General features: G+C 60.9%; 11 protein-coding genes and 1 tRNA gene. 4 read left to right on the forward strand and 8 right to left on the reverse strand.

What is annotated here, in order from left to right; all coding sequences use genetic code 11:
• Positions 1–716, forward strand: a 716-nt coding sequence (locus tag ACILRA_RS09930; RefSeq protein ID WP_395661945.1) for an alpha-isopropylmalate synthase regulatory domain-containing protein, incomplete at its 5' end; no start/stop codon positions are given.
• A 73-nt stretch (positions 717–789) separates the two neighbouring features.
• Positions 790–865, forward strand: a tRNA-Lys gene (locus tag ACILRA_RS09935).
• A 348-nt stretch (positions 866–1,213) separates the two neighbouring features.
• On the opposite strand, the gene ACILRA_RS09940 is transcribed toward ACILRA_RS09935, so the two are convergent.
• The 3 genes from ACILRA_RS09940 to ACILRA_RS09950 form a co-directional block, all read right to left on the reverse strand.
• Entirely contained in the window at positions 1,214–2,692 is a 1,479-nt protein-coding gene (locus tag ACILRA_RS09940; protein WP_395661946.1) for a cupin domain-containing protein, read from the reverse strand.
• Positions 2,689–3,414 (reverse strand): glycosyltransferase domain-containing protein, encoded by a 726-nt coding sequence (locus ACILRA_RS09945; RefSeq protein WP_395661947.1) that lies wholly within the window; start codon positions 3,412–3,414, stop codon positions 2,689–2,691. Before ACILRA_RS09945 ends, ACILRA_RS09940 begins: the two co-directional genes overlap by 4 nt.
• A gap of 371 nt (positions 3,415–3,785) precedes the next feature.
• Positions 3,786–6,227 carry a S8 family serine peptidase gene (locus ACILRA_RS09950; protein WP_395661948.1) on the reverse strand — a complete coding sequence of 814 codons (2,442 nt, stop codon included), beginning with the start codon at positions 6,225–6,227 and terminating at the stop codon, positions 3,786–3,788.
• A gap of 662 nt (positions 6,228–6,889) precedes the next feature.
• Between ACILRA_RS09950 and ACILRA_RS09955 the strand changes: the two genes are divergently transcribed.
• A complete protein-coding gene (locus ACILRA_RS09955) occupies positions 6,890–7,807 on the forward strand; it encodes a hypothetical protein (RefSeq protein WP_395661949.1) in 918 nt (305 codons plus the stop codon).
• Positions 7,808–8,025: 218 nt separating this feature from the next.
• Here the strand turns inward: ACILRA_RS09955 and ACILRA_RS09960 are convergent, their stop codons facing one another.
• The 4 genes from ACILRA_RS09960 to ACILRA_RS09975 form a co-directional block, all read right to left on the reverse strand.
• Complete coding sequence (locus ACILRA_RS09960; protein WP_395661950.1) at positions 8,026–8,313, reverse strand: hypothetical protein; 288 nt, start codon at positions 8,311–8,313, stop codon at positions 8,026–8,028.
• A 156-nt stretch (positions 8,314–8,469) separates the two neighbouring features.
• Entirely contained in the window at positions 8,470–8,817 is a 348-nt protein-coding gene (locus ACILRA_RS09965) for a hypothetical protein (RefSeq protein WP_395661951.1), read from the reverse strand.
• Positions 8,818–9,055: 238 nt separating this feature from the next.
• Positions 9,056–11,758 (reverse strand): S8 family serine peptidase, encoded by a 2,703-nt coding sequence (locus ACILRA_RS09970; protein ID WP_395661952.1) that lies wholly within the window; start codon positions 11,756–11,758, stop codon positions 9,056–9,058.
• 156 nt (positions 11,759–11,914) lie between these two features.
• Complete coding sequence (locus ACILRA_RS09975) at positions 11,915–12,832, reverse strand: 1-phosphofructokinase family hexose kinase (RefSeq protein WP_395661953.1); 918 nt, start codon at positions 12,830–12,832, stop codon at positions 11,915–11,917.
• 85 nt (positions 12,833–12,917) lie between these two features.
• On the opposite strand from ACILRA_RS09975, the gene ACILRA_RS09980 reads away from it, so the two are divergent.
• Positions 12,918–13,283, forward strand: coding sequence for a winged helix-turn-helix domain-containing protein (locus tag ACILRA_RS09980; protein WP_395661955.1), 366 nt, complete (start codon positions 12,918–12,920; stop codon positions 13,281–13,283).
• A 451-nt stretch (positions 13,284–13,734) separates the two neighbouring features.
• Here ACILRA_RS09980 and ACILRA_RS09985 read toward each other — a convergent pair whose 3' ends face one another.
• Positions 13,735–14,553 (reverse strand): helix-turn-helix domain-containing protein, encoded by an 819-nt coding sequence (locus tag ACILRA_RS09985; protein WP_395661954.1) that lies wholly within the window; start codon positions 14,551–14,553, stop codon positions 13,735–13,737.
• Positions 14,554–14,940: the final 387 nt, after the last annotated feature.

Here is a 14,940-nt window from a genome sequence, read left to right on the forward strand (position 1 = left end):
CCATCCACCCGCGCCACCCTTACGCGGGCGAACTCGTCTTCACGGCGTTTTCGGGCTCGCACCAGGACGCGATCAACAAGGGCTTCAAGGCCATGGCAGCGTCCAACGCGCCGCTCTGGGAGGTGCCCTACCTGCCGATCGACCCGATGGACCTCGGCCGCTCCTACGAAGCGGTGATCCGCATCAACTCCCAGTCGGGCAAGGGTGGCATCGCCTACATCCTCGAGAAGGAGCACGGCCTCGAACTGCCGCGGCGTCTGCAGATCGAGTTCTCGAAAGTGGTGCAGGCCATTGCCGACGGCGAGGGCGTGGAAGTGCCAGCCGACCGCCTGTGGGGCGCCTTCGAGTCCGAATATCTCGAGGGCAACGGCCGCTACGGCTTCGTCTCCCATGCCGCCAGCAGCGACCACAGCCAGCAGGACGTGGTGGCCAAGATCACGGTGGATGGCGGCCTGAAAACCATCCTCGGCCATGGCAACGGCCCGGTGGATGGCTTCGTCGATGCCATCCGCAAGGAGTCCGGCCTGGCCTTCGATGTGGCCGATTACCGCGAGCACGCCATGGGCATGGGCGCCAATGCCTCCGCCGTGGCCTATGTGGAGCTGAAGCTTGCTGACGGCACCAGCCTGTTCGGCGTGGGCATCGACAGGAACATCGTGGTTGCCTCCCTCAAGGCCGTCCTTTCGGGCGTCAACAGGGCGCTCAAAAGAGTGTAGACAAGGCAGGGCGGGCGATGTAGTAACCCGGCCATCGGCCTCGGGTTCCCGAGGCCGAACGTCCTTCACGGACGGGCGATTAGCTCAGGTGGTAGAGCAGCTGACTCTTAATCAGCGGGTCGTAGGTTCGAGTCCTACATCGCCCACCAATCAGAACAGCAAGTTAGAATATGATTGGTGGCGCTGGCGTGTGGTTGTTGTGATGCCAGGCGTCAGATAGGCATCAGGCTAGCGTGGTGGGTGGTCAGTTGAGATCAAATCCCAATTCTCGCCGTCATGCCAGCGAAAGCTGCCATCCCGCTATCGTTGCAGCACATCCAGACAGAAAGCGGGACCCCAGCTTTTGTTGCGGTGACGGGAAAGACGGAGTACAAATCTTCCAGTGATCTCAACTCACAGCCTCCCGCTCTTGCGCGCGTTCCGGCGAGGTGGAAACACCTGGTCGAGACGAACGCGCGCAAGATCAATTGCTTGGGCATGATCTCTCAATAGGCTGTTCATCCGTGAAACTCGAATACGAGATAGGATGCCGGCTGTGAGCTGGTGTTGCGAAGCCCGTGGTGAACTCCGGCGGGATGATAGACACTCTCACCTGGAGCGAGTGGGAATCCATCGGCCTCGACTGTTCCGCCAAACACCATGATCGCCACGTCATGCTCGTCTTCATGCGCGGGGTAACCCGCGCCTGCCGGCATCGTGGTTACATGCGCGTGGAGTTTGCGCAGAAAGGCAGTGGGGGCCTCGAAAATCAGGCCCATGCGCATCTGATCCGCCGCTTGGCTTGGGCCATCGAAGTGAGAACGGTGGATCGCCGTCTTCATTCGCTCCCATGTGCCTCGGAGGATGCCCTGCCACCTGAACATCTGGTATTTCACCGGCGCGCCGGAAGCGTTGCGGATCGTATGATACTGATAGGCCGGGTAATATGCGAAGTCCCCGGTTCTCATGGTTTCCACACGCGGGGCGGGATCCTCGGCCGAATCTGCAATCACGATTTCTGCCTCACCGTCGAGCACCACCAAGAGTTCTTCTTCGACATGGCAATGCGGCGGATGCGGAGAGCAGCCCGGCGAGAGCACCGAGGCGTGGGACTGCATGAGCGAGAGATTGGCAGTCCGGCCGCGCAGGATCGGATACGGCTTCCAACCTTCCGCATCCGGGACCCGCTCCCGATCCCGGCCGATTGTCGTGCCGAGAAGCGGAAGACGGCACAAGCCGTTCTCTGGCCTTACATCACGTACGGCGCCGGAGACCCCGATCAAGGGGGCGGACCTCTCCGTGAAAGTGAAAGGCCAGTCGACGCAGCCGAAATTCTGCACCGGAACTTTCTTGTCTGCCCGCGCATACTGCAGCAGCAGCGCCTTGCGTGGATGCCCGCTCGTGTTGTCAGAGCCATGCCAGAGGCGTCCGTCGAAGATCAGCGCGTCGCCATCGGACGTATCATGTTGTACCAGCGCCGCATCCGGTTGGGTCTCCCTGACCCATGAGAGAATCTGCTCAGTCCCTGCCTCGCCGCGTTTCAAGCCTCTCTCGTGCCGCGCTTGCTGCAGGCTTTTTCCAAGAAGATGAGAATGGGTCAGTAACTGCAGGGACGAGGCCTTGCACGTGTTTTCGAGTCCGATCCACACAGATGCAAAACCTCCAGAAGGATCGGAGCTCTCGATGTCGGTATGAATGGGGTGATCTTGCCCCGATTCACGGAAAATGACCGATGCACCCCACAGCACGATGTCTGGGCCGAGCACCGGTGCGAGAGCCGCCAGAATGGCAGGGGTTGCCGCGATGTCCTGGAAGAAGGCATCAGTCGTGGCGATGTCCTTGGGCCATTCCGGCGAAGCCTGATGACAGCACGATGCCCAGTGTTGAATGATCAAGTGGCATTCAGCCCTCGTATAGACCCGAATGGGGCCGAAGTGCCCCCTGTCATCGAACCCCGAGCCGGGGTGTGCGTATGTCTCATTCTTCTCGCTCGTCATGTTTCACCTTCATTTCCGACGATGCTGACCTCCAGGCGGCGATTGCGGGCATGCGGCCACGAGTGAAGAGTTGAACTGTGGTTGTCCTCTTCGATCGCGTTTGGCTGCAGGCCGGACTTGGCAAGCGCATAGTTGAGCGACAACTGATCGCGCCGTGAATATCGCAATACATGCGCTGTCCATATTGCGGAGAAGGCGATGGCCGCGGGGCTGGCATGCCGGCGGAACAGCATGCCGCTCCAGTAAGGTCTTTCCCTGAGCACGTGCGGAACCGCGTTGCGGTAGTGCTGGAGTTGTTCCGCCAGCGTTCTGCGGCAATCGAATTTCAACAGGGCCACTTCGGCGAACTCTGCCTCTACGCTTTCCCGGAAACTGTGTAAGAAGAGCGCGAGGTCGTGGCTTGCAAGCTTGCTGCGAAGTTCGTCCGCCGGATCCTTCGACAGCAGAACACTGTTGTCGATGTAGAGAGAGCAGTCGTGGTCTGGGAGAAATTCATGCGGGCGAAGCTTGACATAGCGTTGGCTGCGCACCTGATCCATCTCGAACATCGGCGTTACAAGCCGGACGTCCCATGTGTTGCTGCGCAGCAGCGGGTTGTCCGTCAGGCAGATAAAGTCAAGCCCCGATACGGCCGCCATGGGCTGCTCGTTGAGGCTCTCATAATCACCCATCAGAACGGTGAAGACGCAACCGTGCTCAATGTTCAGGCTCGTGACCCTCATGGAAGAAAACCTGCTAGCCCGAGTCATAAATGACCACGAGGATCTTGGGTTGGCGGATGCAGTGTCATCCTTTGATTGAATGCAGGAATTGGTTTTCGAGACGATTGTCTCCAGCCGAAACAGCAAGGGCAACACCCGCCATGAGTGTTGGTAGCTTTCTTTCCTTCGATCCGCCAGCCAATTCCCGCAAACGGGTGTCCGCGAACTTTGATGGCGGGCAGTTTCTTCCGAAGGGGGCTGCCGGCGGACAGTCATCGCCCACCAAGGAAATTGATATCAAGCCAGCGTGTATCGGGTTCGTCGTGGTGTGTGGGCAGCTGTTATGATGCCCTTTGGCGATGGTGTTGTCGCTCGGCTCCGCGGTAACTTCGTCACTGCGGTTGGCCGCCGCTGGCTGCGCTGCGGGTGGGGACGAAGACCGCTGTTGCTGACCTGGGCGCCTTGAGGTTGAGGTTGCAGGATTGCCGTCCGCGGCAATCATTGCGCCAACCGTCGAATCGATAGCCCGCTGAGGGCAGGGCCGACACTGTCACCGCGGTTCCCTGCCGGAAGACACGGGTGCAGTTGGCCGTGCAGTTCGCCTCACCACGGGGACGGGTGATTGCAATTGATCCCCGGCCCTCGATCGCCAGGGTGAGCGTCTGGACTGGCACGGCTTCGAAATGGGCGGTGACGGTGCTCGCTGATTTCATGGTCAGCGAGCAGTTGCGCAGGCCGCTGCAGGCGCCCGTCCAGCCTCTGAATACCGAGCCGGGCCCGGCTGGCTGCGCGGAGAGCAGGACCCTGGTTCCCGCTGGGTAGTTGTTCGTGCAGGAGCCCTGGCAGGCCTCAGCACCGCCGCTGGGCGAGATGGAGACGGTGCCACCGCCGCTGCCGGCCTTCACGTAATTCAACGTAAAGATCGGCAGAATGTCGAAGCGGGCAGAGACTGACATGGCCCTGCGCATGGTGAGCACGCAGCCGCGGGTGCCCCGGCAAGCACCGGACCAGCCGCTGAACTGCATCCCGCGGCCCGGCACTGGCACGAGACGAACCTGCTGGCCGAGATCATATCTGTTGACACAGTCGCCAGCGCATCGCTGTGCCGTGCCGGCAGGCGTGAACTCGACGTCGCCTGTCCCGGTGCCGAGCTTGGTATAGGTCAGCGGCGTTGCGGCGGTGGCGCTGTCGAAGCTGGCTGTCACGTTTCGTGCCTCGCTCATCGTGACTTTGCACGCGCCGGTGCCGCTGCATGCGCCCGCCCAGCCGCCGAAGCTGGACCCGGCGGATGCAGATGCGGTGAGCGTTACCTCCGTTCCCGGTTTATAACGGTTGACGCAGCTTGCAGCACAGCTTGCCAGCGTGCCGGCAGGCGAGAAGCTGACGGTTCCCGACCCCGCTCCGGCCCTGGTATAGGCGAGCGACACGCCGCCGTTTCCGATTTCATCGAGAGCGGCCTTGACGTCGATCCGCTTGTGCATCCGGTTATTGCGGTGGTCGACCACCCGCACGCCCGTCTCTTGCAGGATGCCAAGGATATCGGCCACGGTGGCATCGGTTTTCCTCTGCTTCAGCACCGCCCAGGCGCCGGCCACATGCGGTGCTGCCATGGACGTGCCGTGCTTCACCCCGAAGCCTCCCCCCGGCAGGGAAGAGTTGATCGGCGACCCAGGCGCCAGCAGCGACAGCATCGGGCTGGAATTGGAGTAGCAGGCTACCTTGTCTCTCGCCGTGGAGCCGCCATCCGTGACGCCATCGACTGAGCACCGCCCCCAGTCGCGCGTTGAAACGGAACCAGTGCTGACGGCGGAGGATAGGCAGGCCGGCGCTCCGATGAGGTTTCGATCACCGTTGTTTCCGCTTGCGACGATGGGGGCGATGCCCGCGCTGCGCAGATTGGCCAGCGCGGCCTCCATCGGAAGAAGTGCCGTTACCTGCTTTTCGCAGCTGTCCTTGTAGAGGCCTCCCCCGAAGCTCATGTTCGCGGCGGCGATGGCAAAGCGGCTGCGCAACGACAGGACGTGCTCGATGGCGGAAAGAATGTCGCTGGTGTAGATAATCGGTTGCCCTGGACCTGGGCTGAAGCCCTGAATGGCGATGATGCTGGCTTGTCGAGCCACGCCGGAAAAGCCCGAGCCAAGGCCCGCGGCGATGCCTGCGACGTGGGTTCCGTGGTCGCAGCGAGCTGCGCTGCACGGCATGCCTGACCCCGGTGCGGTCGAGACCTTTGCTCCTCCCGGGCACCACCTGCCTTCCGAGAAACATGCTTCAGCGACCACCTTGCCCGCGAGGAAAGGGTGGTTCTTGTCCACGCCCGTGTCGATGATGGCGATGGTCTGTCCCTCGCCGGAGAAACCGGCACCCCAGGCCTCGTCTGCCCGGACCAAGGGAATCGACGTCGCCAGTTGGGTGGTGAAATAGCCATTCTCGGAAATGCTGATCACCTCTGGGTCAGCGGCAAGCCTCTCAAGGTCGTTTGCCGACACCTCCATCGCAACGAAAGGAATGGTTTCGAAGGCGCGGAAGGCGGATGGATTACGGTTAAGGGCGCCGCTGAACCGGGTGCGGAACGCTGACGCCGCGCTGGCAATGCTGGCGCGCTGGTCTTGTGCTTCGGCGGCTTTCAGCCGGCCTTCGGCTGCGAACGGAACCCGCAGCCCGACAATGACGCGGACGCTGCCATTGGTTTTTGCCGCCTCCCGCAATGCGCCGAGTGGTGCTGCACCCTGCCTCGCCTCCTGTGGATCGGCGAGCAGCACCCGCTCCGCCGCCAACGCCGAGGGCCCCGGAACAAGCAACATCACGGCCACGCCGATCCAGAGCAGCGCTCTCATTTATCCACCATAGATAACAAATGATACCCGATTTAATCACAACCTGAAATCGAAGCAAGTCCGGCTTCACTTGTGGTAAACCGTGATGGCAGCGCACGCGGCACGAAGCCCGCGGCGGAGACCGGCACCAGAAATGAAATAGCCGCCGGTTGCCCCTGCCACAGCAACTCACTAACAAAAGAGTGCTGAAGCAAATGAAGCGGTCAGAGATTAACTCCTTGGGCCGCCCTTACAGTTCATGAGCGGTGACAAGATTGCGCCCGAAATAGCCCGAATCACGATCGCACAGTCGGCTGTCAGTCGAGCCATGAAGGCGAGACCTAAAGGAAAGATACGCGGGCCGGTAACCATTCAACATCTGACCTGCGGGCTTGGGCCCATGCTGCAGCTTCCGACATTCAACCCGTGGAAGGGGCAATTGTCTTTGCTTGACGCCGTATCCGAATGCCGTTCGCACTACCTCATGCTTTTCCGCATGCGAAGCGATGTGGCTGCAAGAACACCGCCAATCTGCTTTGTCCGCGCCGCTATCTCAGCTCAGCTGTTGCTCGAGGATTACGCAGGTAGAGAAAGCGATGGCGTTACAAGCTTGATCCCACATACCTGTTGACACGATAGCAATCGTTTGCAAAAAATTAGCTACGCTTAATAGTGAGGAAATAATGACTAAGCACATTTGCCGTCTTGCATTTGCAGCGTCCGCGCTGGGTCTCATCGCAACCGGCGCTCTGGCTGCAGATCCCACCACAGAATCGGATGGCCTGATTTTTGCAGGAACTCTTGGATTTGCTGTTGGTGCCCATAACGCCAGCGCAGGAGGTGATGACTCTGACGATGTAGATGTAAAGGATGGCACTGTGTTTACGGTTGCCGGACAAGGCGTTGTCAGTGTCCCATTGGGCGAAGCATTGTCGCTCCAGCTCGATGGCGCAAACGAAATGTATGCCCGCCACAACGATGACGAGGATGATGCCGTCGGCGCTGGCGTTTACGGTGCTCATTTGAGCATGCGCGACCCCGGCCTCGGACTGATCGGCATTCTGGGTGGTGTGGGCCTCGGTTCGTCACTCGAAGATAGCGAAGAAGGTCTGGGTTGGTTCGTCGGTGCCGAAGGGCAGGTGTATTTCGACAATCTGACGCTGTACGCGCAGGCCGGTTATGCTGACTTCCCGATTGACGATGCATCGCCCCTTGCAGAGGGATTCTCCGAGGCTTGGTTCGCCGGCGGTGAAGCGCGCTATTTCATGACGGATGACATGATGCTGAACGCTGAAGCCTCCTACGGTGCGACGGACGGCTATGTCGACGGTGATGATCCCGGTGACGCATGGAATTGGGGCGTCGGTGGCGTGATGCGCGTAGCCGACTCAATGCCGATCTATGCCACGGCAGATTACCGCGGCGGACGGTACTATGCCGATGACAATGGAGAAGAACTCGTTCTTGAGCACGCTTTCCTGGCCGGAGTGTCCTTCATGTTTGGCGCGACGTCTCTTCTTGAAAATGACCGCCGCGGCGCGACGCTTTCCAGCCCCATGCTACCAGCCCGTGCCGCCGCCTGGACGGAAGCATTGGACTGAGACGTAACACGTTCTGGAGGGCCCCCTCTGGGGGCCCTTTTTTGTCGGCCGCTTCATGGCGGCGCAACTTTGAATAAGATGACCGGTTGCCCAAGACCTGGGCTGTCGCCCTGCATGGCAATGACATTGGCTTGATCGGCTGCTCCAGAAGAGCACGTGCGTATGAGCCGTTTCCGATCATGCGCGCTACGGCTGTATTTCGTCTGCGAACGGAACCCTTAGAGCATGATCCGCAAAAGTGGAAACCACTTTTGCGATAAGATCATGATCAAGCCATTGATCTTGCGCGAGTTCTTTTCGACCAGGTGATTCCACCTGGCCGGAACGCACGCTAGCCCGACGATGGAGCTGCCATTGCTTTTCGCCGCCTCCCGCAATGCGCCGAGTGGTGCTGGAGCCTGCCTCGCCTCCTGTGGATTGGCGAGCAGCACCCGCTCCGCCGCCAACGCCGAGGGCTCTGGAACAAGCAACATCACGGCAAGGCCGATCCAAAGCAGCGCTCTCATGTATTCACCAAAGATATGTAAGTCCGGCGTCACTTATGGTAAACCGTGATGGCGGCGCACGCGGCACGAAGCCCCCGGTGGAGACCGGCTCCGGAAATGAAACAGCCGCCGGTTGCCCGGCGGCTGCTCAACACGCAACAGTATCTGAAGAACTGCTCAGTCGTATTTGTTGATGCAGTTCTGGTACTTTTTCCGGTAATAGCGGTCCCAGCGGGCCGAGCCGCGCGCCGCGCCGCTGACGCCGCCCACGCCCGCACCGATCGCGGCACCCGTGCCGACGCCGCTGCCCTTTCCACCCGTGACAAGGCCGCCAATGATGCCGCCCACCACCGCGCCGCCAATGGCGCCGCCGGCCGCGTTGCCAAGCGTCTTCTCGTCGGCGTAGCGCTCCGCCTGGCGCTGGCAATAGCGCCGCTCGCTGTTGGTGAGCTTGGCGAAGCTGGCATCCGCCAGCAGGATAGGCATCGCGCCCAGCGCGAGGAACATGGTGATTGCTTTCTTCATGTCATGTCTCCCAATCCAGTTCGGTTCAAAACCGCTGACAATGCATGTTGCGGCGAAATCGACATCAGCGGACTTCCGCCATCTTCACAATCGCGGCTGTATGGCCTGCTGTAAAGACCTTAACTCTCGACCGGCATGACCCCATGGGAGTTTCAATCCGTTCTACGCCGGTCGATGCGGCCGCGATCCATGAGCGTGTCCGGCACACGGGTCTGCGGCCCTCAGGAGTCTGCCGCCCTTACTGCAAGGGAACGGCATTGGCTGATCTGTTAGACGCACCGAAGGTGGCCGTGACGGTCTGCGCTTTCCGCATCAGCACAGTGCAAGTGCGCGTGCCCCGGCAAGCGCCCGACCATCCCCTGAACTCTGAACCAGGTGCTGCTGTTGCGGACAGGGTGACCCGCGTTCCTGCAACGTAGGTTCTGGCACAGGTGCCCGTGCACTCGGCGTTTTCCGGCGATGCAGTGAAGCGCACCGTTCCCGTTCCACTGCCGGCCGCCCTGTATGAAAGAGTGTAGACCGGCTTGAGGTTGAAGATGGCGGCAACAGAATTGTCCCGCCTCATTGAGATGATGCACCTGCGGCTTCCGCGGCAGGCGCCTGACCATCCCTTGAACTCCGAGTTCGCCGACGCCACCGGGCGCAGCTCTACCTTCGTTCCTGGCGGATAAGCGTTCTCGCAGCTGTCGCTGCAAGTCGATTGCTCACCCGTGGGCGTGAAGTTGACGCTACCACTGCCGGTTCCCGACTTCGTATAGTCGAGCACGGTGCCGCGGTAGCCCGGATCAAACTTCAAGGTTACGGTCTGCGCCCTGCTGATCGTCAATTCGCAAGAGAACTGAGTGCCACTGCAAGCTCCCCCCCAGCCTCCGAATGCCGAATTCTTGCTGAATGGGTAGATTACGACCCGGGTACCCGGAGCAAAATTGTTGACGCAGTTGCCGTTGCAGAACGAGAAGCTTCCGGTCGGACGGAACCAGGCCTCGCCACTCCCGGCGCCCGACATCGTGAGGGTCAGCGGCAGTTCACGCTCCGCGCCCTTGCGGTCGAAGGTGGCCTTCAGTGACCGCGCCTCGCTCATCTCTATGGCGCAGTAATTGCTGCCGTCGCAGGCGCCTGACCATCCTGCAAAACTTGAGCCTTTCGCGGGATTGGCAAAGGCAAAGATCGCGGTGCCCGGATCAAAGCTGTGCATGCAGCTTGCATCGCAGCTTTTTCTGGTGACGCCGTTAAGGAAAGATACTTGGCCCTTTCCTTGCCCTGCCTGTTCATAGCTTAGCGGAACCTTGTCGTAATCAAAGGAGGCGGTCACCGAGCGTGCTTCGCTCATGGTGACGGAGCAGGGCTCTGTGCCACTGCAGGCGCCGGACCAACCGGAGAACTTGCCCCCCTCGATGGGGCGTGCGGTAAGGGTGACGACCGTTCCCGGCACATAGCCAATGCTGCAGCTGGATGAGCAGCTTTCACGGGTTCCTGCGGGAGAGAAGTTCACTGTGCCCTTGCCTGAGCCAGTTCTGGTGTAGGAAAGCCGAACCAGCGTCTTATCAAAGGCGTAGAGCGCAGCCATGACGTCGATCCGGCTCTTCACGCGGCCGGTTCGGTAGTCCGCCACTGGGTTGCCGCTCATCTCCAGTAACTCGAGGACCTCCTGCACCGAAGCCGTTGGCTTCTTTTGCTTTAGGACGGCCCACGCACCTGCCACGTGAGGTGCCGCCATGGACGTTCCGCTGTACCTCGCAAACTTCCCATCAAGGACAGAGGAATTGATCTGGTATCCCGGCGCCAGCAACGACAGTTTCGGGCTTGAATTGGAGAAGCAGACCACCCTGTCCCTCGCTGTGGGGCCGTTCGCAGGCAAGCCCTGACAGAAACCCGAGTCCTTCGACGCCACCGCGCCGACGCTGACCGCGGAGGAGAGGCAGGCAGGAGTTGAGATCTTGTTACTGCTTGAAGCGTTTCCACTGGAGACGACGGGTGCGACGCCTTGGCTGCGAAGATTAGCCATCACGGCCTGTAACGCAGGATTCGTTGCGTCGCAGTCATCTTCGTGCACGTCTCCCCCGAGGCTCATGTTCACAGAGGCGATGGAAAAACTGCCGCGCAAGCTGTCGACGTGTTCAAGGCCCGCAATCAGATCCGACCACGATGTCGTCGGCATACCAGGAAAGCCGTCGCTGAAGACCTGGATGGCGATGATGTTGGACTGACGCGCCACGCCGGAGAATGAGCTGCCAAGGCCCGCCGCAATGCCTGCCACATGCGTGCCGTGGCTGCAGAACTGACTGGGGCAGGGCATGCCGGAGCCCGGCCCGGTCGCACTGGTTTTGCCGCCGGGGCACCAGCCTCCGAAGGAGAAGCAGGCCTCCGCCACCACCTTATTTGCGAGGAAGGGATGTGTCTTGTCCACGCCCGTGTCGATGATGGCAACGGTCTGGCCGGTTCCTGGGAAGCCGGCGTTCCAGGCCTCATCCGCGCGGACCTGCGGGATGGAGAGGTCGAGTTGGGTCCGGTAAGTGCCATTCTCCGTGATGCTGATCACCTCTGGGTCGGCGGCGAGCCTGTCGAGTTCGGCCGCCGACACCTCAACCGCCGCGAAGGGAATGGTGCCGAAGGCACGGAAGGACGCCGGTTTGCGCTTGATCGCGTCGGCGAAACGGGCGCGGAATGATGAAGTGGCGCGGGCGATGTCGGCGCGCTGGACCCGAGCCTCGGCGGCCCCGAGCTTGCCTTCGGCGGCGAAGGGCACGCGAAGCCCGACGATGACCTTGACAGTGCCTTTTTCCTTCGCCGTCTTGACGAGCGTGCCGAATGCTTCCGGCGCCGCCTTGCCACTGGCAGCCGTCGTACCGGAATGGGTGATCAGGGCCCGCTCCGCGGCAAGAGCCGGCGTGGCGAAGCAGATGAGAAAGACCGCCAGCAATGTCCGCAGTTGAGTAATCATTCTACACCTTTTGATAGAAATTTACTCACGTATAGCTCTTGCAAAAATGAGTGGGCAAGAATGCTATCGGTTGCAGAAGAAAAAATTTTCCTGCGGTTTGATGTCTGTTGGACTTTGATATTGCCCGGCCCCCCGGCGCGGCGTGGCCGGAAGCTTTCACAGAGCGTAGAGGCGGAACACGTCCTCCTTGCGGCACAGCGTGGTGCCGGGGTTGCTGGTGGCTGCTGCGCCTGCTGCCATGGCCAGGCGGAAGGCGTCTGCGTGTGGCCAGCGCTCGCTCATTGCCCACACCATGGCGCCGAGGAAGCTGTCTCCCGCGCCGACGGCGGAGAGGACGGGCACGGTTATCGCGGGCTGCCGGAGAACCTCTCCGGCGCTCACCAGCATTGCGCCGTCAGCGCCCAGCGTCACCGCCACCAGCTGCGCCTTTCCGGCATCGGCCAGGGCGCGTACTGCGGCCTCGAGCGCGGCTTCCTCGAGGCGTCCGCCGGCAAGGCTCTCGAGTTCACTACGGCTCGGCTTGACGAGCAGGATGCCGCCTTCCTCGAGGGCTGCGCGCAGGGCCTCGCCAGAGGTATCCAGCACGAAGGGAAGGGCGTTGCGCGCCGCCGCCCGCGCGAGCCTGGCGTAGCTGTCCACCGGTGCGCCGCGGGGCAGGCTGCCGCTGGCCACCACGATGCCGCTCCGCGTGGCCGAGATTGCCGCCGCACAGCGCTCGATGTCGGCGGCTGTCACCTCCGGGCCCTCGGGCAGGAAGCGGTATTCGAGGCCCGTTGACTCGTCCCGCACCATCAGCGCCACGCGGGTCTGCCCGGTGATCGCGAGCGGATGCTGCCGGATGCCTTCTTCACCAACCAGGCGCTCCAGGAACTTGCCCATCTCGCCGCCCGCCAGGAATGCCGCCTCCGCCTTGCCGCCCAGCGTGGTGATGACGCGGGCCACGTTGATGCCGCCGCCGCCTGGTTCATAGGTGGCGTTGCTGAGCCTCACCTTGTGGGTCGGCTGCACGGCCTTGGCCGCGCCGAACACGTCGATCGTGGGATTGAGCGTGATGGTGAGAATGGGCGTTGTCATCGGTCCTGCCTTTCCGCTGGCCGGGTACTGGATTCGGATGTCAGTTTGTTCGATCATGGGCCGGAATGAAATGACCTGGACCGCCATGGCAGACCTCAGCATCCGCATCGATTTCGGGCCGGACCTCCGGGTGGGGCCGGGCAAGATCGCGCTCCTCGAGCAGATCGCAGCACTGGGCTCGATTTCAGCCGGAGGCCGCGCCATGGACATGTCCTACCGCCGGGCGTGGGAACTGATCGAGGAGTTGAACAGCATTTTCGGCAAGCCGGTGGTTGAATCACGCAGCGGCGGCCGGAAGGGCGGCGGAGCAACCCTCACACCCCTCGGCCTCAGCCTCATCTCCCGCTATCGCGCGATGGAGCGCGCGGCCGCCGCCGCCACCGTGCCCCATCTCGCAGCGCTCAGCGAGGAGATCGCCAGCGCTGCTGACCAGGTGGAATTACCTGGTTGAAAGGAGCTTGGGGAAAGATCAATTGTTTGAGTATGACCTTAGCGGCAAAGGTGCTGTTGATTTTTGCGGATCATGCTTGAGAGCGGCGGACGGTTAGTTGAGGTCAACGCTCCACTCACACCATCATGCCCGCGAAAGCTGGGGTGACGGCACAGTTGGGGCGCGAATCCTCAACTGATCACCCGCCGCTCCGAGGCGTCCGGTCCTCTGCCGTGATGGAGCAACTCGAACGTTTGTCGACTGTCCGCGCCGTCTCCCGATCATTTTGCTGATCTCGCTGGCGGCACTTTCCTCCGGCGCATCCGCCGGGCAGGCCGAATATGGCATGGGTGTCCTTTTGCCCGAGAACGGCGTGATCTGTGATCGCAAAGGCAACTCCTATGCCGAAAAATGCTGTCCATCGCGCTCGCCAACACCGTAATTTTGGACCATCCTTCGCCGTCAAATCCACTCAAGTGCGATCGAATGACTTGGGATAGACGATGGAATTGTTCTGCTTGAGAAAGCCATCTCGCACAGTTGGATCGATACTCTTCGCCGTCATCTCACGGAAGCCACACCGGTCAAGCTTAGACCGCACGTCGATCTTCTTCCCGAGAAATTTCCACGCCGTGATGGAGGCAAACGGCATCCTGCGGAGCCCTGTGGTCATGCCCATGATCACGCCCCAAAGCACATCGTGCTTGCTTCGATAAGGCAAGCGCAGGATGGTCTCGAGGATGGTGTCGTTGTCGGTTGTTTCGATGTCGACGATGAACAGGCAGCCATTCAGCAGGCTGACGACACCCTCATATCGTGATTTGCGGCGGGTTCCATCGGGCATCTTTCCCAGGGACTCGTCCATTACACTCAAGACATTCTTGCCATCGAAGTGCAGATGGACGAGCGACTGAAGGAGCCTGGCCGGATCGCTTGGGGTTTGGAGGTATGAGTAATAATAGCCAGTATAGGCTTTCAGTTCCGCCAAATTGCCGAGAGACCTGCCGAGAGCTGCTTGCTGCTCTTGCGCTGCCGCATTGACACGCCTGGTTTTCGGAAGTTTTGGCGTGTCACCATGACGGCGCACAAAACCCCCGTGCTCCATGGAAAGCTCGTCCATGGATATTCCAAAGTGCTCGGCAAGCCTGCGGCGATTATAGACTGAAGGCATGCTTGATCCGCTGAGGTAGCGTGCGAATTGCTGGCGGTTGATCCGGAGCTCGCGGCAGAGTTCCGACACGGACCGCGAGCGTTCGGACAAAGTCCGAAGATTCTTCGCAAAATCGGACATCTTTCCTCCCTCAAGAGCAGGTGCGAACGATGCTATACTGAATGAATTGCGTAAAATAGCACAATATAGCAAAAGGTAGCGATATTTTAGAAGGCTTCCAGCTGTGTTAGCCTATTCGTTGATCGAATGCTTGAAGACGGGAGTTGACGTGATGCGCCGCGGCCAGATCGGCGGTCGTTTTGCGTCGTCTTCCACGGTTCTTGTGGCGCTTTGCGGGTGCAACCGCTGGGCGTTTCGGGGGAACAGAAGTCAACCGAGATAAATGGAGACGATCATGAAGACCAGCTTGGGCATGCTGATTGCTGCCGGTGTCATTCTCCTTCATCCCCTGGCCGCAACCGCTTCAGAAAGAACCAAAGCGGTGAAGTTCAAGGCCGGAACAACATC

This window comes from Aestuariivirga sp. (genome assembly GCF_044239095.1).
Classification (GTDB): domain Bacteria; phylum Pseudomonadota; class Alphaproteobacteria; order Rhizobiales; family Aestuariivirgaceae; genus Aestuariivirga.